We start from the raw sequence: 17297 nt of genomic DNA, 5'->3' as shown, positions 1-17297 counted from the left end.
ATCATGAGAGACCGCTATGGCAGCCATATCCGATAGCTTCACTCGTTTGACCATCGATTCCCACGGCGTCGCGCGGCTGACGCTGGACCGCCCCGCGGTGCACAACGCCTTCGACGATGCGTTGATCGGCGAGCTCAACGCTCACCTCGAACGCCTGCACGCGCTGGCCGAACGTAGCGAGGTGCGGCTGGTAGTGCTGGGCTCCGAGGGCAAGCACTTTTCAGCCGGGGCGGATCTCAAAGGCATGAAGCGCATGGTCGACTTCAGCTTCGACGATAACCTCAAAGACGCTCGCGAACTGGCGCGCCTGATGCAGCAGCTGGACGCGCTGCCCTGCCCGACACTGTGCCGGGTGCAGGGCGCGGCCTACGGTGGCGCGGTGGGGCTCGCCGCCTGCTGCGATGTGGTGATCGCGTCCGACAAGGCGAAATTCTGCCTGTCGGAAGTGCGCATCGGCCTGTCGCCGGCGGTGATCAGCCCTTATGTTCAGCTCGCCATCGGCCCGCGCCAGATGCGCCGCTACGCGCTCACCGCCGAGGTGATCGACGCCGCTACCGCGCAGGCGATCGGTCTGGTGCATGAAGTCACCGATGGGGAAGCCCTGGACGCCCAGATCGATCAGATGATCGAGCGGCTGCTCGCCGCCTCACCCCAGGCCCAGCGCGCCACCAAGGCGCTGCTGGCCCGGGTCGCCCGCGATCCCGACAGCGACGCCACGGTGGATGCCACCTGTCGCACGATCAGCGAATTGCGGGTCAGCCGCGAAGGTCAGGAAGGGCTCGCGGCGTTTTTCGACAAGCGCCCACCCGCCTGGCAACGCACGGGGGATGCCAACGGGGATCAGGACGGCAACACGGATAACAAGGAATCGCGCTCATGAGCCTGACCCACGCGCCTCGCCCGCTACGTTCGGTGTTGATCGCCAACCGCGGCGAGATCGCCTGCCGCGTGATGCGCACCGCCCGCCGTCTGGGGCTTCGCACCATCGCCGTCTATTCCGATGCCGACGCCAACGCGCGCCACGTGCGTGAAGCCGACGAGGCCGTGCGCCTCGGCCCGGCGCCCGCGCGGGAGAGCTATCTCGATATCGACAAGGTCATTGTCGTCGCCCAGCGCAGCGGCGCCGACGCCATTCATCCGGGCTACGGGTTTCTCTCCGAGAACGCCGAGTTCGTCGCCGCCTGCGAGGCCGCCGACATCGTCTTCGTCGGCCCGCCGGCCAGCGCCATCGCCGCCATGGGCGACAAGGCGTCGGCCAAGGCGCGCATGGCCAACGCCGGTGTGCCGCTGGTGCCTGGCTACCACGGCGAGGCGCAGGACGATGCCCTGCTCAAGGAAGAAGCCGGAAAAATCGGCTACCCGGTGCTGCTGAAGGCCAGCGCCGGGGGCGGCGGCAAGGGCATGCGCGTGGTGGAGTCCGACAGCGAGTTCCAGGCCGCCCTCGACGGCTGCCGCCGGGAGTCCCGCGCCGCCTTCGGTGACGAACGCATGCTGATCGAGAAGTACCTGACCCAGCCGCGCCACGTCGAAGTGCAGGTGTTCTGCGATAGCCAAGGCAACGGCGTCTACCTGTTCGAGCGCGACTGCAGCGTGCAGCGCCGTCATCAGAAGGTGCTGGAAGAAGCCCCGGCGCCCAATCTGTCCCCCGCGCTGCGCCAGGAGATGGGCGAAGCTGCCGTCCGCGCCGCCCAGGAGATCGGCTATGTCGGCGCCGGTACGGTGGAGTTCCTGCTGGATGCCGCCGCCGAAACCGCGAAGGAGAACGGCTCGCCGTTCTTCTTCATGGAGATGAACACCCGGCTGCAGGTCGAGCACCCGGTTACCGAGATGATCACCGGCGAGGATCTGGTCGAGTGGCAGCTGCGCGTGGCCGCCGGGCTGCCGCTGCCCAAGGCCCAGGACGCGCTGACGCTGAACGGCCACGCCATCGAAGCGCGACTCTACGCCGAAGACCCGGACAACGACTTCCTGCCCGCCACCGGCACGCTCAAACGGTTCGGGCTCGACCTGAACGCCGGCGGCCTGGCGGCGGATCGCGTGCGTCTGGATAGCGGCGTCGAAGCCGGCGATGACATCTCGATGCACTACGACCCGATGCTGGCCAAGCTGATCGTCCACGGCGAGGATCGCGGCCAGGCCCTGGCGGAGATGGACCGCGCGCTAGCGGCGCTGGATATCTCCGGCGTGACCACCAACCGCCGCTTTCTGCAGCGGCTGATCACGCATCCGGATTTCATCGCCGCCCGGCTCGACACCCGCTTTATCGAACACCACCACGACGACCTGTTCGCGAGTGAACCGGTCTCCAACGCGGAGTTCGCCTGCGCCGCGCTGGTGGCGCTCGACCAGTTGAATCGAGCCAGCGATGAACGTTCATCGTGGGAGCGCCGTGACGGCTGGCGGCTCAACGCCCCACAGCACGTTCGACTAGCATTTGCCGAGGCCGAAGGCGCGCCACCGATCCCCGTGACCGCGACACGCTCTGGATCGCAGTCAACTTGGCAACTGAGCGTGAATCGGGATGGAAAAGAATCAAATGACTACGAGGGGAAGTTGCAGCGGCTCGACGGTGACGCCGTGGCGATCACCCTGGATGGCCATCGCCGTCGCCTGCTGGCGCGCACCGATCCCGCTCTGGATGGCGAAACGATCATCCTGACCGCCGCCGGCTTCGAGTCCCGCCTGATCTGGCGGCGCTCGGACCGGGTCGATCATCTATCGCATGAGGTCGAGGCCAAACTGAGCGCGCCCATGCACGGCACCGTGGTGGCACTGCTGGTCGAACCCGGCCAGGCGGTGGAGAAAGGCACGCCGCTGGTGGTGGTGGAAGCGATGAAAATGGAACACACCCTGAGCGCCCCCGCCGCCGGCGCGGTGGAAGCGTTTCACTTCAAGGTGGGCGACGCCGTGGCGCGGGGGGATGAGTTGCTCGCTTTCGTTGATGTAGAAGCGAATTAGGCTCTCTCTGAAAAGTCGGCGAGCGATGGCCAGACAAGGCAAAAATTGGCGAAGAAGGACCGGGCTGGCGACCCAGTTTACGGGGGTGTAAATGAGTATGTTACTCGCTCCGCTCGCCCTTCGGGCCGTCCTGCGGACGTTCTGAACGTTGTTCAGTGAGCCAATTTTTAACGCCGTATGGGCGAGCGCAGGCATTTTTCAGACAGAGCCGAGGAACGTGAGATGGGAATGCCAAGAAGAGTCAGTGTGGTCGAGGTCGGCCCGCGGGACGGGCTGCAGAACGAGGCCGAACCCATCGCCACGGCCGCCAAACTGGAACTGATCGACCGGCTCGGCGCGGCGGGGCTCAAACGGATCGAAGCGGCGAGTTTCGTCTCGCCCAAGTGGGTGCCGCAGATGGCGGATCACCGCGAGGTGATGACCGGCATTCGCCGCCGGCCGGGCGTGGTCTACTCCGCGCTCACGCCCAATCTGAAAGGACTGGAAGCCGCGCTCGCGTGCGGCGTCGAGGAAGTCGCCATCTTTGCGGCAGCGAGCGAAGCCTTCTCGCACAAGAACATCAACTGCTCCATCGCCGAATCGCTCGCGCGCTTCGCCCCGGTGATCGAACGCGCCCGTGAGTCGAACGTGCGCGTGCGCGGCTATGTCTCCTGCGTGCTCGGCTGCCCGTATGAGGGCGAGATAGCCCCCGCCAGGGTCGCCGAGGTCTCCCGGGCGCTCTACGAGATGGGCTGCTACGAGATCTCGCTGGGCGACACCATCGGCGTCGGCACCCCGCTCAAGGCCAAGCGCCTGCTCGAAGCGGTGGCCAAAGAGATCCCCAGAGACAAGCTCGCCGCCCACTTCCACGACACCTACGGCCAGGCACTGGCCAATCTCTACGCCGTACTCGAGGAAGGCATCGGCGTGATCGATAGCGCCGTCGCCGGACTCGGCGGCTGCCCTTACGCCAAGGGCGCCACCGGCAACGTCGCCACGGAAGACGTGATTTACCTGCTCAACGGCCTCGGCATCGACAGCGGCGTGGATCTGGATAAGTTGGCAGAGACAGGGGTGTGGATAACCCAGAACATCGGCAAGCCGAATCGGTCGAAGGTGGGCGTGGCGTTGGCGGCAAAGTGATCGAATGCCTCAGCTCAGGTGCATTTGAGGCGGCGCCTGATTTTGCGACAGCAAAAGTAGGTGGCGGGTCAAACGTCACCTGCAGCGATTTGTTATGCCTAACTTCGTCTACTAATGACATAGTTTTTGTGTTCCTCAAGTTTCTCGCGTAGAAACTGAGCAGAGCACCTCTTCCAGCGGTTGCCGTTCTTCCAAACGGAACCATCGTAGACATAATAGATAGTGCGTATTTCTTGCCGCTTTTCATCTATTTTAAAAAAATAATTCGGAACAGCTACGAGATCAAAGAGCACGACAAATGGCAATTGTTCACTGAGGGCCAGGAAGGCTTCTAGCGTTTTTTCGTCTGGGTAGTGGGTGTTTACTACTTCAATTGCGACCCACGGAAACCCTGCAGTAAGGTTTCTCCCTTCCGCCTCGCCGAAAATGTCATGCCGGCACCTAACGCTTCTAGTTAGAGATCGCGTTACCTCGCTATCCCAAAGATAGTTGCTCGGCTTGGCGACCGTCACGAATTGCTTCTCTTCTCCATCCTTTTCATAGAAGCCGATTTTGTATTCATTTCCCTTGAGCCTGGCCAATAACTCCTCGACTCTTTTATCGTGAGAAGGGTCGGATTCGACACGCTCATCAATGTAACGGCGCTTGCCTAGTGAATAAAAATGGGGGGCATCCGTCCGATATCGAGGGAATACCCGAACTTCAAAGTGCTCATCCCACAGCTCCGATGCCCGAGCGGTTGCTCTTGTACCGGCATCATGTAGGTCTCGCGGATAGATGCGCTCGATCGTGCCGTCGTCACGACGCCGCTGTGCGTATTCGTACTTAGGCATATCGCTGCGCACACCGGTGCGAGCTTGCGAGCATCCGGCAGCCGAAGGCTGCGTAGTGCTGCGCTTGGTTAAACGTCACTTGGCACCACCGTAGATTGATGATGAAGCATTTTCCACCTATTTCCGTGTTTCACCCAAACCGAACTCCTGTATGAGTTATGACATGGAGTGCTGGCACGGTATTTCACTAGCGCCGCCCTCTCTCCAAGTATTTGGACCGAAAAATCGCTTAGCTCGTAATTTGTAATAGGTCCATCAGCCTTCAGAACATCGGCTTTGGTGATAACTTTCCCCGAGCTACCAAACTCTTAAAAATTTTCGGAAAGGAGCTATCATGCGCTCAGCGCTGGCTCTCGCCGAAGGACTTACCAGCTCCACTTCAAGGTCAATTAAGGTATGAGATATGTCCATTTCAATGACCGTTTAACGCCTTACTCACCGGAAAATTGGGAGCGTAGCGAGTAATTTTTCCGTGTGCAGTAAATTGTTAATTTTTGTTAATCTTTTGCTTTAGCGGATAGCTATTTTCAACAACGCTCTCAATTTCTTCATCACTGAAGCCAACAACTTTCAAAAAGTGCAACTGGAATATCACTTCCATTTTTTGACATAGGTTCCAGAGCTCTTCCCCACCAGCAGCGTTGTTCTTTAAGTTTTCACTGTAATGAGTGAGGTAATTCCTTGTATCTACAATTTTTCTTAACAGCTTACTTCTTTTTTTACTGCTGCCTAACTTATCCTTAAACGGCTCAATAATTCGTTTCAATCTTTTCCCTAAATTAATTTCATTTCCATGCATCAGGCGACCATTCAGCCATTCGGCATGTTCTTCTGGGCAACTCTCACTGATTGTTGAAACAAGTGAGTCAAATTCAGAAGAATCCATGAGCTTTTCATCGCTTATCCTTCTATGGTAGGTTTCCAGACCTTGTGCCAGAGCTAAAAATTTACCATCGAGGTATTTTTGTGTCCCATTTTTTGTGGAAAAGTATAAGCTGAGTCCTGGAGCCATAATCTCATATGCACGTAGCCAGTTATTAAAAACATCCTGAGCATTACTTTTTATCGTTCCGTAAGTGAATAACATTCTATGCCAGCTTTTATCTGGAACTTTTTCCGTGAATGGAATGCTAGGGTAAAAAACCTTAATCGAAACAGGGTACTGTTTTCCATTGCCGCCGTCTCTTTGTATCTCTTTTGATGTGGCTGACAAGTCTTTCAATGCAACTGTTGTGTCGACAGCAAAGCATAAAAAATTAGTTAGCTTATATGCAATTTCTGTAAAGTCACCCAAAGGTCTTAAGTCTTCAGATATCAACTTAAAGTAGGCACGCTGCGTAATCTTAGCTTCAATAACCTTAGAAGATTTGATGGTAGTACAAGAAAAGCAAATTTCTAACTTCATTCCGTTATTTAGGTCACAGTAAATATTTTCAGGAAGAATGTAACTAATAGTAGCGGTTTTGTTTTCCCAATCATTATCGGTGCTAATACCACTAATACCTACCCACTCATCTAAACAATCAACGGAAAATGATAAAGTGTTAAAGGTTACGGGTTCATTTTCATCATAGGCGACACCGCTCAAAACTTTATTCACACAGACTTTAGATTTTGATATACCTTCAAAGGCATGGTTTTTCTGGGTATAAAAGCAGTTCTCTAGGGTTACTAAACCGTCTTTCTCAACATGTCCTATTATTCTATTCAGGTCATTATCATCGTTTAGTGATTTAACACTGTCATCGAAGAGGCCTACAACTTCCAGCTCGATATCACCTCCATTTTTGATGGTTAATACCCCTGGGATTTTTTTCTCATCTCGCTCAGGAAGCCAGAAATATCCTGTTTTCACATATTCATCTTCGATTCTCATCCGATCCTCTCGGGAAATCTAACGCCTCGTTAAGAGGCAAAAAATTGTTGGCTAAAGTTAGCGACGAAGGAGCAAAAGCCAACTGTTTTTTGTCCTTTTAAACGACTTTTTATGCCTAACGACCTAATCCTTTGGCTCCATTTATACGGGCAACTAAAGCATCAATCGATGCTCTCTTGTCAGGATAGAGTGCGATTAGTATGTGCTCAAAAATCCTATAACCATCAAGCACATCACTTTTACGAACCCGAAAGCCTCCGGCATGCGTCCCATCATTTCCCAGCCAACGTATTGCATTAGCAGGCTCTATAATTTCTCGACTTTCCTCTGGAAGTAGATTAATGCGCTTAGCAAGATTTAAAAATTTGCCATTTGCGTCGACTGAGGCTATCTCCATCTCACCGAGGAGAACCTCCAGTGCAGAGCGTAGAGCGCTTAGACTTAAGCTTGGCGATGAAAAAAAAGTTGAAAACGAGGCATTAAGGGCCTTTTCTACCAATTCGGGGGTTTCTTTGGGAGGTATGAATATTTTAAGTGAAGGTTCGAAGTGATTTACCTGAAAACTATCAAACCAATCCCAGTCGCCAGAGCCATTATGTAAGTACTCTTGAGATACATCACCAGTTCCAACACAAACGACTCGGCAACCACATGAAGAGTTTGAACACTTTAGGTGCATCGTGAAAATATATTCAATCCAATGAGGATCAAATTCCGGATGGCTTGTGTCTATAGGTTCTTTAAACTGCTTGTTGAATTGACCTTCGTCGCAAGACAGAGATTGAACTCCACATTTAGGACACGGCCATACTGGAATATTATCCTCATGAAAATGTGAGGTGAACAGATTGTCATCGAGCACTAAGGCTTCCTCCATATAGGGCATAACAGGTATTAGATGGCGCGCTCGTTTTGCCACTTGAACGAGTGCGCGCTCTCAATAATCTTATCTAGCCAACCATTTCGCATTTAGCCCATTGATTTCAAAGAACTCTCAGAATAATTAGGCGCGCTTTGAAGAATTCGCGTGCTCGCGCGTTTTGCGCGGTCTGATATGACTGTGCATAGATACAGTCATGTGATGGAGGACCGTTCGGTTGCCTTCTGGAGAAATCCGCCACGCTACCGCCCGCCATGCAGGACAATGATCCCCATCGTCCCAGCGCGGCTGTCACTGTGAGCTTTTGACTACGTAAGTCATCTTTTGCGTATTACCGTTTACAGTAACCAAGCGTTACACGACAGGCAACGCCAACGAAAGCCTTAGTCGGGCAGCCGTGGCTTCCGGCGCTGGGTCGCTGTTTCATCAAGGAATCGATAAAGAAGGGATGTGGCAGCCCGATTGCCGTGGCACGTCATGATCAGGAACGCTGTTCCGCCGCCTCCAATTCCCCCAGTGCACCTATACACCGCTCTTCAACCTGGTCGAGTTTGCGCTGCATGATGCGGATATCTTCGAGCTGGCGTTCGAGGTTGGCGCGTTCGTCGGCGAGGATCTCGTGCCGGCGTTCGAGTTGGCGGATGCTGCCATCGTGGCGGGTGTCGTAGAGATCCAGCACTTCGCGAATCCCGATCAGCGAGAACCCCAGACGTTTGCAGCGCCGGGCGAGCTTGAGGCAACTGCTCGTGGAAGCAAAGGCGTGCGACGGGCGGCAAACCGAGCATGCGTCGCTGCCGAACTGAAATCACCGGTCAGGGCGATCTCTGTGAGGCGGCCCACATCGCTGCGGGATCATCTCTAGGTGAGGTCAACGGGAGTCGTCGGGGATTCTGCGGTAGGTCATGGCTCTGACCAGTCAACATGGCACGTAGATACAGCAGAGGAGGGAAGGCCATCAAAGACGCGCACGCGCTTGCGGAAGGAGCCGTGCCAGACGCTCGGCCCAAGCCCTTTGGCCCTCGTCATTGGCGATCAGGTCCTGACGTAGTTCGAGTTCGACATGAACGAGGCCACGCTTTTCACCGTGAACGGGGATGCCGTAATCCATCTCGTCACTGACTTGATAGGGTTCGTTGTCACCGATGATGAGATTGCCTTCCCGCTGAAAAAGATCCATCAAGGCATGCGCCAGGCGTTCATCCCGATGATAAAGCACGCCCACATGCCATGGCCGCTGGTCGCCCTCGAAAATGGGTGTGAAGCTGTGAATCGCGACGAGGATAGTTTCCCGCCCCGCCGATTGGCGACGGTCGAGTTCCGCTCGCGTTCGCGCCTGATAAGGCTCGAAGATTTCCCGGACACGCCTCGCCCGCTCGAACTCCGAAAGCCCGACATTGCCGGGGATCGTGGTGCATTCGCTTAACACCGGTATTGAACTCGGTACCGACGGATCCCGATTGCAGTCGATGACGAGCCGTGAATAGACTTGCTCGACAAGACAGGCGTCCAGCAATGCCGAAAGGTGATGGGCAACGGCTGCCGAGCCGATGTCCCAGGCGATATGGCGTTGCCGCTCCTTTTCCGAGACGCCGAGATCACCAAGAACGCTCGGGATGCGCCGGCCGGCATGATCGCAGGTCAGGAAAAATGGCGATGCTCCATCGGGCCGCGTGACGATAACAGGACCCGGTTCGTTCTCGGCTAGCAACCTTTGCGCCTTGCGCATCCTGGTTTTTCTCCCTGCCGTGGACGACGGCATTGCCATTCTCGACTCCATCACGACGACGCCTGAGCTCAAGCGTGAAGAGCAAGAGCGCGCGTTCTGGGAAGGCCATGACACCAAGGACTATGGGGAATGGCGCCAGGCCCATCGCGCAACGCTTATCCATTTGGAGCCATCTGACCTGAGGCTAAAAAGTCGTCACCTGAAGCGCTAGGCCGCCGGTACTCAGTACATCGGATTTCCGTTCTTGGTCTCATCCGGAATTCTCTGGATGGAATCCCAGTGTTCTACGATCTTGCCGCTGTCGTCGAACCGAAAAAAATCCATCGTGACGTACTCATCGCCGCCGGGCCAGGTCTGGTGCGTGTGTAGGGATACCAGATCGGCTTCGGCCACCGCGCGCACGAACTCGATGTCCTTTCCGGGATACTGCTCAGCCATTGCCGTGAAGTAATCGATAAACGCCTGCTTTCCATTACCGACCACCGGGTTGTGCTGAATGTAGTCAGCGCCGACGTACGTTTCGACGGCAAGGGTAGGATCGCCGAGATAAGCCGTGCGATAGAAGGCGATAGCATTGTGCTTGTTGGCTTCCAGGTCATGTTGCATGCCGTTGCTCCGTGCAGATTGACTACCATCGAGGGAGCCGCAGAGCAGAACCGTGTGTACCAACTAGCGCTCAGTGACCCTGTTCTGCCGCCTTTAATTCCCCCAATGCACCTTTGCACCGTCCTTCGACCTGATCCAGCTCGCGCTGCATGATGCGTATGTCTTCCAGCTGGCGTTCGAGGTTGGCGCGTTTGTCGGCGAGGATCTCGAGCAGGCGTTCGAGTTGGCGGACGCTGCCGTCATGGCGGGTGTCGTAGAGATCGAGCACTTCGCGGATTTCGATCAGCGAGAAACCCAGGCGTTTGCCGCGCAGGGCGAGCTTGAGACGGACACGGTCCTTCTCGCGGTAGACGCGGGTCTTACCGCGCCGCTCGGGGGAGAGCAGGCCTTCCTGCTCGTAGAAGCGGATGGTGCGGGTGGTGACGTCGAAGTGCTGCGCGAGTTCGCCAATGGCGTAGGTCTGGCCGGACACGTCGTTATTCTCTTTTCTGATTTTCCCCACCCTAGCGTTGTTTGACCTTTACGTGAAGATCAACTTTAAACGTTGTTTTCTACACTCATCGGTGCCCGGGGCAGGCGCTCGGCAATGAATGGACGGGTGAAATCGCGGCGAAGAATGGCGCTCGAGTTATCAACAGCCTGTTTCAGATTTGGCTAAAACAGCGATTCCTGACGCTCTCCCGGGAAGGCCGCGAGTGGCGGCAGCTCGATCCGTTCGGCGATGCGATTGTAGAACTTTCGTGCCAATTCCGGCGCCTGGCGGTTATCCGGTGTATGCACAAAGAGAAAAGGGGTTTTCCCCTGTTTTATCCACAGGATGAGGCGTTCTATCCACGGCTCGAAACGGGCCAGATTGATGGCTTCGTCGAAGTGTCCGATAAAACGAATAATGGGATTGACCGCCGTGCAGAGCACGTGTAATGGGACTTTCGGCTTTTCGCCCTGCGCCTTGGCGAGCCGGTTGTCAAGCCCTGCGGGTGTCGCAAAGAGCGCTCGCACGTCGAGCATTACCCTATTGGCGTCTTGACTTATCAACAAGCGGTTGAATGCCTGTTCCGCAGGCCCTTTGTGGAAAAAATCACTGTGGCGGACCTCGACCGCACGGGGTATCTCCCGTGGCCAGTGAGTGAGCAATCGCTCCAGCGCGGGCAGCTCGCCCTGGCCGAAATCTCTGGGTAGCTGGACCATGATCGGGCCGAGCCGATCCTTGAGCGGTGACAGCCGTTCGATGAAGCGCTCGAATTCGTCGTCGATGTCGCGCAGCCGTTTGCCGTGTGTCAGCTGGCTGGGCAGCTTGAAGCAAAAGCGGAACGTCGCTGGCGCCTGTTCGGCCCAGGCGGCGACCGTTTCGGCCTTGGGAATGCCGCTGTAGAAGGTGGTATTGCCTTCCACGGCGTTGAACACGCTGGCGTAGTCGCGCAGGTCCACGTCGCCGTGAGCGGGTAGCAGGGAGCCTTGCCAGTCGGCGTTGGCCCACATCGCCATGCCCAGGTAGAGCGGCGGCTGATGGGCCGTGGCGAGGTTATCTGAGACGTTCGGCATGAAGAGTGACGGTCGGTGAAACGATATCCTGCTGGGCGGCGATCATCGCCAGCTCGCGGGTGCCGGCGCGCCGGGTGTGTTCGAACAGCATCTGCACCGCGGCGGCAGTCTGTTCCAGCGCGCGGGCGGGTCCTTCGTCGCTTAGCCCAGCGCGCAGACTGTGGGCGAGGAACATTGCGGCGGTGAAATCGCCGGCACCGTTGGGCGGGATCGTGAAATCGACCTTGGGCGTAGCGATTCGCCAGCTGCCGCTTTCGGCATCGACCAGCATGCCGATGTGGCCTTCATCATCCCCGGCCACTTCCAGCGAAGTGATCAGCACGACCTTGGGGCCCTTGGCGCGCAGCGCGGCGGCGGCGGCAAGGGCGTCTTCCAGCGTGTCGATCTCGCGCCCGGCGAGAAAGGCGAGCTCGAACTGGTTAGGGGTGACGATATCGGCGCGGGCAATGGCGTGATCGCGCATCCATTCGGGAATGCCTTCGCGCACGAAAAAGCCGCGGCCGATATCACCCATCACCGGGTCGCAGCAGTAGAGCGCCCGCGGATTGGCCTGCTTGACGCGGTCGACGCTATCCAGCACGGCGCGGCCGATGCCTTCGTCGCCCATATAGCCGGAAAGCAGCGCGTCGACGTCCTCGAGCCCGACCAGCGATTCGACGCCATCCAGCACGTTCCTGAGGTGGTCGGGGCTGAACACGTCGCCGGTAAAGGCGCCGTAGCCGGTGTGGTTGGAGAACTGGACGGTATGGATGGCGGTGACTTCCAGCCCCAGCCGCTGCAGCGGAAAAACGGCGGCACGGTTGCCGACGTAGCCGTAGGCGACGTGGCTCTGAATGGAGATGACATGGGTCATGAGACGGTCCTGCCGCGAAAGCACAAAGGGCACAGTGTAATGCGCTGTGGGATGAACTTGCAGGGATTTGAGCGGTTTAACCTTGGGGCTGTATAAGCACGGACGATGACTCGACGCCACCGAGCGGCGGCGATATGCTCGCTCCAGCTTTCATCCGCCACCTTTATATTCGCTTTTATCAACGCATCGTGTTCAAGGATCGACTCAGCATGCTACCCAGCGCCTCGTGCCCGCGCACGTCACTCCCTCGTCTTCCCTGGCTGCTGGCCTGTCTTTTTTTCGCCCTGTTGGTGGCGGGCTGTTCCAGCGGTCCGGTCATGACTACGACACCGAGCGGCAGCCCGGAGAACCGCGTCGAACAGCCGGCACGCAAGACCAACTGGGGCCATCTGCCGGGTTGGAGCCGAGATCAGCCGATGGCGGCGTGGAGCGCATTCCAGGAGAGCTGCACCCGGCTCAAGCGAAAAGCAGCGTGGAAGGGCGTCTGTCACGATGCCCGATCGGTCGATCCGCTCAACGCCCTGGCGATCCAGAACTTCTTCGAGTCCCGCTTCACGCCCTACCGCGTAACCAACAGCGACGGCAGCGCCACCGGCCTGATCACCGGCTACTACGAGCCGATCCTGCGCGGCTCCCGCGTGCGTGGCGGGCCGTACCAGACACCGCTTTACCAATATCCGAAGTACTGGAAGCGCCACACCCACGTCGGGCCGACCCGCGCTGAGCTTATGCGCAGCGGCGATCTCAACGGCACCGAGCTGGTGTGGGTCGACGACCCGGTGGAAGCGGCCTATCTGCAGATTCAAGGCTCCGGCCGCGTCGAGATGACCGATGGCAGCACCATGCGCGTCGCCTACGCCGGCACCAACAATCAGCCGTTCCAGTCCTTCGCCCGGCGGCTGATCGACCGTGGCGAGATCACGCCCGCCGAAGCCACGCTGCCCGGCGTGCGTGACTGGGCGCGCCGGCATCCCGGTCAGGTCGAAGACATGCTCAACGTCAATCCGCGCATGGTGTTCTTCCGCGAACTCAAGGGCAGCGAAGCGTTAGCCGATACCAGCGGCCCGGTGGGCGCACTCGGCGTGCCGTTGACCTCGGAGCGCAGCATCGCGGTCGACCCGGACGAGATCCCCCTCGGTGCGCCGGTGTTTCTTTCCACCACGCAGCCGCTCTCCAACCAGCCGCTGCAACGGCTGATGGTGGCGCAGGATACCGGCAGCGCGGTAAAAGGCGCAGTGCGCGCCGACTTCTATTGGGGCCATGGAGATGCCGCCGGAGAAGCCGCAAGCCGGATGAAACAGCGCGGCGAAATGTGGGTACTGATGCCGAACAATTAGCCGAATTTGCACTATTGGGATCCAGGAATTGAAAGCCCGATCTAACACATGAGTCTTGACAAATACCGCTACGTTTCCTGCGTATTTTAAATCCGACATTCAGAAATAAATATTGATGGTTTAGGCGTTGCATAACAAGCGCCTGGACCGTCAGACCCGCCCAGGAATCTTGGCTCGGCTGACGCCGACCCTCCTTTCATCTACACTGAGACTCACATTAACAACAGTCCCAATCTGGAGGGAGGTAAACCTATGGATAAGAATCCCGATAAAGGTTACATAGCATTGCTGGGTTGGAGCCTTGGCGCCGTGGAAGCGGCAGAGAAATTCGATCGACGTTATGTGGTCGTAGCACCGGATTGGGCGGAGGAGTACTGCAACCAGCATGACATTCCCTACGTCTCATGGAATTTCGAACGTCTGAACGATCGCTCACTCGAAATTGCGGAAACGCTGAGAGATATGGGCGTGGATGCCGCCGTTCCGCTGTTCGAAGAGACGGTGGAGTGGGCAGGCGCCATCAATTCCGTGTTGATGAAAAATCCGCGCCTGCACGGTCAGGCCGTTTTATTTCGCGACAAGGCGTTGATGAAACGACGCGCCCAGCTGGGTGGCATTCGTGTCGGCATTTTCGAAGAGGCGCATGAAAAAAGCGATGTCGTTCGCTTCTTCAAACGTGTCAACCAGACCTTGCTCAAGCTGGATGGCGATCCCGATGACCCCATCCATCTAAAAGCCTTCGATAAAGCCGGTTGTCTCGGACATCGGATCATTCGCTCACCGGACGAAATAGAACAGATTTCGGAAAGCGAGTATCCGTTATTGATGGAAAGCCACCTGGATGGGTGGGAATTTGCCGTCGAAGCCTGGGTCTGGAATGGCAAGATTCAGTTTCTCAATATTTCCGAGTACGTCACGCTGGGTTATTCCGTTTTCGTGCCAGCGACTCCGGAACTCGAACGCTATCGCGAGAAAATCACCCGCCAGATCGAGCTGCTGATAGAAGCCTTCGATATCCGTTTCGGACAAATTCATCCGGAATATTTCGTGACCAACGACGGCACCATGTATTTCGGCGAGGTCGCCTATCGTCCGCCGGGGTTCAAGGCGTTCGAGCTCATCGAACGCGCTTATGGGTTCAGTGCCTATCAGGCATCGATGCTGGTGTTCGATCCCAAGGCAACCGAAGAGGAAGTTGAGGCGTTCTTCCCCACGCCTCTGGAAGATGCCAAGGGATGCGCAGGCTGCTTCGGGGTCTATCCGCGCAAGCGTGTGGTCAGCCGGCTCGAACTGCCGGAGGAAACCGAACAGCACCCGTACTTCGACTATCACGAGCTGACCGCGCCCCTCGAGGCGACGGTGACCAAACGCACCGCATTCGGTACCCACTGGGGCCTGATATTCTTCTTCGGCGACGACCCCGAGCGCATGCGTGATCTGCTCAAGCATCAGGAAGAACTTGATTTTTACGTCTGATCCGCGACAGTGCCTGACAATTCGTCGATCACCGCCATCGCCAGGTGAGGAGTCATATCGTAATGCCGTCGGATACCGATTCCCCAGCCGTTGAAGCGCGTCTAGCGCCTCGACTGGAGCAACTGGACGAAGCGCTGGCCATGCTGGCACAGGCGCCGAGCTTCTCTCGGCCCGCGCGTGCCACGCGTGTTTTCGACATTGCCCGTCGGGTCCTGCTGGAACCCGGCGGTTGCGAGGCGCTGGAGCTTCGCGCCGCGGCGATAGATAGCTCGGGACTCTTCGCCGACTCCGACTGGGCAACGCCGCAACATCTGTTGCCGGCGTTGACGCCGTTATCGCTGGGTAGCCCCGACGCCGATACGGTGACGATCGAATCGCTGAGCGAGCTGCGCCTGCTGGCGGTGGCAAAGGGCGATTATCCGCATGCCTTGATCTCCGCCGAACACGCCCACCACTATCTCACCCAGGTGCTGGCGCTCAATCTGCCGCGGCTATTCGATATGGCCAGCGAAGCGGAACGCGAGACTCAGGGCCGACTGGCCGACGTCCCGCGTACGCTCTTTCGCTATCTGGCCGAGCGTATCGGCTTCGAGTTCATCATCGACGTGATGATCGATGAAATCTGGCGGTTGCTGGAACAGCGCCCGCTGCTGACCGATTCGATCCGCCAGATGATTACCCAGATCGCGCTCTGCCAGGCCAATCCGGAGATCGATCTCGGCACCAGCGGGCAGGGCGCCGCACGCCTGGTCAGCAGCCTGTTCGGTCCGACTCAGGGATGTCGCGAAGACCCCGGTGTCGGCGTCTACGCGGAGAGACTGTCGGCGATGGACATTCCTGCACTACAGCAGGAAGCCTCCGGCATGGCACGCGCCATGCGCGATATCGGCCTCGTATCGCCTTACCACCCGGTGCTCCTGCGCTATCTGCTCGACAACAACGATCACCTGATCAGCGAAGCCCTGGGGCTATCGACGACCGGGCGCGACTGTCTGCTGTGCTATCACGAGTTGGTGAGAGCGCTGGTCGATGGCATTGCCTACCCGGAGACGGCGCAGGCCATCTACGGTCTGGCGATGCTGCTCGAGCGCGGCATTCTCTACCAACCGCCATTGGCTCCCGCCCTCTGGCGCCAGTTGGCACTGCCGCTGAGCGGAGGGTCGCGCCAGCGTCTGGCGTTGGCCTACGGGCAGAGCGTATCTCCCGAGGCGAGACTGCTCGAGGGCGTGCTGTGCATGCTGGGTCTGCCGTTGGGCGTGGGACAGGGCAACAACCCGACCTGTCAGTCGGCAAGAGCGTTGTCGATGTGGGCGTACAACGACCCGGATTACCTGCTGCAGATGGTGGCCTGGGCGGCACGCGACGATGAAATCGTGATGCAGTTCGAAGGCCAGCCGATCTCTTCGATGAGCAGCGGCGCCGGGCTTTCGACGGGGCTGTCGCTGGATCTCGATCCCGTATCGTTGCTGGTCGTACCCCATCTGGATCGCATCTACGCCGAGATGGGGCGACTGTGCCTCGATCGCGAGGGCGACCCGCATCGCTGGGTCAATCCGGAGTTTCACGGTTGGTGGGCGGGGCGGGGCTTCCATATCATCGTGGATGTCACGACCGGCAAGATCGAGACGCCGGAAACCTTCTATCGCCATTTCTATGCCACCTATCATCCGTTCTACAACGGCAACCAGCCGCTGGTCCATCCTCAGCCGGCGGGTATCGCCGTGACCGATAGCGCATCACGTTTCATCGGTTGGCACGCGATCACGATTCTGCGCGCCGCGCTCGGCCCCGATGACACCATGCGGCTCTACTTCTTCAATCCCAACAACGACAGCGGCCAGGATTGGGGCGATGGTGTCGTGGTCAGCACCGCCGGCAATGGTGAACGCTTCGGCGAGGCGTCGCTCCCCTTCGCGCAATTCGCGTCTCGGCTCTACATCTTCCATCTCGATCCCCAGGAGCAGGGCGCGCCTGCCGACGTGCGCGGCGAGGAGTTGGCCGACGTGATGGGCTATCTGCGGCGTAGCTGGGGCGCGGAACGTCTGACGGAGACGTGAGACCGCCCCGTTCCCGATTCAGTCGCAAAAC

The 17297-nt window shown here is 58.0% G+C and carries 14 protein-coding genes and 1 pseudogene; 6 read left to right on the top strand and 9 right to left on the bottom strand.

The window, feature by feature from the left end; genetic code table 11:
* Positions 1-16 precede the first annotated feature (16 nt).
* The 3 genes from BTW08_RS05435 to BTW08_RS05425 all read left to right on the top strand — a co-directional run bounded on the left by BTW08_RS05435 (position 17) and on the right by BTW08_RS05425 (position 4080).
* Entirely contained in the window at positions 17-880 is an 864-nt protein-coding gene (locus BTW08_RS05435) for an enoyl-CoA hydratase-related protein (protein WP_075561501.1), read from the top strand.
* Positions 877-2958 carry an acetyl/propionyl/methylcrotonyl-CoA carboxylase subunit alpha gene (locus BTW08_RS05430; RefSeq protein ID WP_075561500.1) on the top strand — a complete coding sequence of 694 codons (2082 nt, stop codon included), beginning with the start codon at positions 877-879 and terminating at the stop codon, positions 2956-2958. Before BTW08_RS05435 ends, BTW08_RS05430 begins: the two co-directional genes overlap by 4 nt.
* A 222-nt stretch (positions 2959-3180) precedes the next feature.
* Positions 3181-4080: a hydroxymethylglutaryl-CoA lyase gene (locus BTW08_RS05425; protein WP_075561499.1), complete on the top strand. Its 900-nt coding sequence runs from the start codon at positions 3181-3183 to the stop codon at positions 4078-4080.
* 98 nt (positions 4081-4178) lie between these two features.
* On the opposite strand, the gene BTW08_RS05420 is transcribed toward BTW08_RS05425, so the two are convergent.
* From BTW08_RS05420 to pdxY, 9 genes and pseudogenes are all read right to left on the bottom strand, one after another.
* Entirely contained in the window at positions 4179-4913 is a 735-nt protein-coding gene (locus BTW08_RS05420; protein WP_075561498.1) for a hypothetical protein, read from the bottom strand.
* 487 nt (positions 4914-5400) lie between these two features.
* Complete coding sequence (locus tag BTW08_RS05410; protein ID WP_075561497.1) at positions 5401-6789, bottom strand: HEPN domain-containing protein; 1389 nt, start codon at positions 6787-6789, stop codon at positions 5401-5403.
* 115 nt (positions 6790-6904) lie between these two features.
* Entirely contained in the window at positions 6905-7651 is a 747-nt protein-coding gene (locus BTW08_RS05405) for a DUF4145 domain-containing protein (protein WP_210403194.1), read from the bottom strand.
* 499 nt (positions 7652-8150) lie between these two features.
* Positions 8151-8393 (bottom strand): annotated as a pseudogene (locus BTW08_RS05400) (MerR family DNA-binding protein); the annotation flags it as partial.
* A 231-nt stretch (positions 8394-8624) separates the two neighbouring features.
* Positions 8625-9434 carry an N-formylglutamate amidohydrolase gene (locus BTW08_RS05395; protein ID WP_210403193.1) on the bottom strand — a complete coding sequence of 270 codons (810 nt, stop codon included), beginning with the start codon at positions 9432-9434 and terminating at the stop codon, positions 8625-8627.
* Positions 9435-9617: 183 nt separating this feature from the next.
* Entirely contained in the window at positions 9618-10001 is a 384-nt protein-coding gene (locus tag BTW08_RS05385) for a nuclear transport factor 2 family protein (protein WP_075561492.1), read from the bottom strand.
* A 70-nt stretch (positions 10002-10071) separates the two neighbouring features.
* Positions 10072-10473, bottom strand: a complete 402-nt coding sequence (locus BTW08_RS05380; protein ID WP_139313581.1) for a MerR family DNA-binding transcriptional regulator — start codon at positions 10471-10473, stop codon at positions 10072-10074.
* A gap of 182 nt (positions 10474-10655) precedes the next feature.
* Positions 10656-11543, bottom strand: a complete 888-nt coding sequence (locus BTW08_RS05375) for a DUF72 domain-containing protein (RefSeq protein WP_075561491.1) — start codon at positions 11541-11543, stop codon at positions 10656-10658.
* A complete protein-coding gene (pdxY, locus tag BTW08_RS05370) occupies positions 11524-12396 on the bottom strand; it encodes a pyridoxal kinase PdxY (RefSeq protein WP_075561490.1) in 873 nt (290 codons plus the stop codon). The genes BTW08_RS05375 and pdxY overlap by 20 nt, the downstream gene beginning before the upstream one ends.
* 134 nt (positions 12397-12530) lie before the next feature.
* Between pdxY and BTW08_RS05365 the strand changes: the two genes are divergently transcribed.
* The 3 genes from BTW08_RS05365 to BTW08_RS05355 all read left to right on the top strand — a co-directional run bounded on the left by BTW08_RS05365 (position 12531) and on the right by BTW08_RS05355 (position 17266).
* Positions 12531-13733: an MltA domain-containing protein gene (locus BTW08_RS05365; RefSeq protein WP_246837645.1), complete on the top strand. Its 1203-nt coding sequence runs from the start codon at positions 12531-12533 to the stop codon at positions 13731-13733.
* A gap of 252 nt (positions 13734-13985) precedes the next feature.
* On the top strand, positions 13986-15209 hold the full coding sequence (locus tag BTW08_RS05360; protein WP_075561489.1) for a carboxylate--amine ligase: 1224 nt from the start codon (positions 13986-13988) through the stop codon (positions 15207-15209).
* 62 nt (positions 15210-15271) lie between these two features.
* Positions 15272-17266 carry a hypothetical protein gene (locus BTW08_RS05355; RefSeq protein ID WP_075561488.1) on the top strand — a complete coding sequence of 665 codons (1995 nt, stop codon included), beginning with the start codon at positions 15272-15274 and terminating at the stop codon, positions 17264-17266.
* Positions 17267-17297: the final 31 nt, after the last annotated feature.

Origin of the sequence: Salinicola sp. MH3R3-1 (genome assembly GCF_001937155.1) — a bacterium.
Classification (GTDB): domain Bacteria; phylum Pseudomonadota; class Gammaproteobacteria; order Pseudomonadales; family Halomonadaceae; genus Salinicola; species Salinicola halophyticus.
This window is presented reverse-complemented; position numbering and strand designations above follow the sequence as displayed.

Coding starts and splice junctions, on each gene's coding strand:
- BTW08_RS05435 (WP_075561501.1), top strand. CDS start 17: ATGGCAGCCATATCCGATAGCTTCACTCGTTTGACCATCGATTCCCAC.
- BTW08_RS05430 (WP_075561500.1), top strand. CDS start 877: ATGAGCCTGACCCACGCGCCTCGCCCGCTACGTTCGGTGTTGATCGCC.
- BTW08_RS05425 (WP_075561499.1), top strand. CDS start 3,181: ATGGGAATGCCAAGAAGAGTCAGTGTGGTCGAGGTCGGCCCGCGGGAC.
- BTW08_RS05420 (WP_075561498.1), bottom strand. CDS start 4,913: ATGCCTAAGTACGAATACGCACAGCGGCGTCGTGACGACGGCACGATC.
- BTW08_RS05410 (WP_075561497.1), bottom strand. CDS start 6,789: ATGAGAATCGAAGATGAATATGTGAAAACAGGATATTTCTGGCTTCCT.
- BTW08_RS05395 (WP_210403193.1), bottom strand. CDS start 9,434: ATGGCAATGCCGTCGTCCACGGCAGGGAGAAAAACCAGGATGCGCAAG.
- BTW08_RS05385 (WP_075561492.1), bottom strand. CDS start 10,001: ATGCAACATGACCTGGAAGCCAACAAGCACAATGCTATCGCCTTCTAT.
- BTW08_RS05375 (WP_075561491.1), bottom strand. CDS start 11,543: ATGCCGAACGTCTCAGATAACCTCGCCACGGCCCATCAGCCGCCGCTC.
- pdxY (WP_075561490.1), bottom strand. CDS start 12,396: ATGACCCATGTCATCTCCATTCAGAGCCACGTCGCCTACGGCTACGTC.
- BTW08_RS05365 (WP_246837645.1), top strand. CDS start 12,531: ATGCTCGCTCCAGCTTTCATCCGCCACCTTTATATTCGCTTTTATCAA.
- BTW08_RS05360 (WP_075561489.1), top strand. CDS start 13,986: ATGGATAAGAATCCCGATAAAGGTTACATAGCATTGCTGGGTTGGAGC.
- BTW08_RS05355 (WP_075561488.1), top strand. CDS start 15,272: ATGCCGTCGGATACCGATTCCCCAGCCGTTGAAGCGCGTCTAGCGCCT.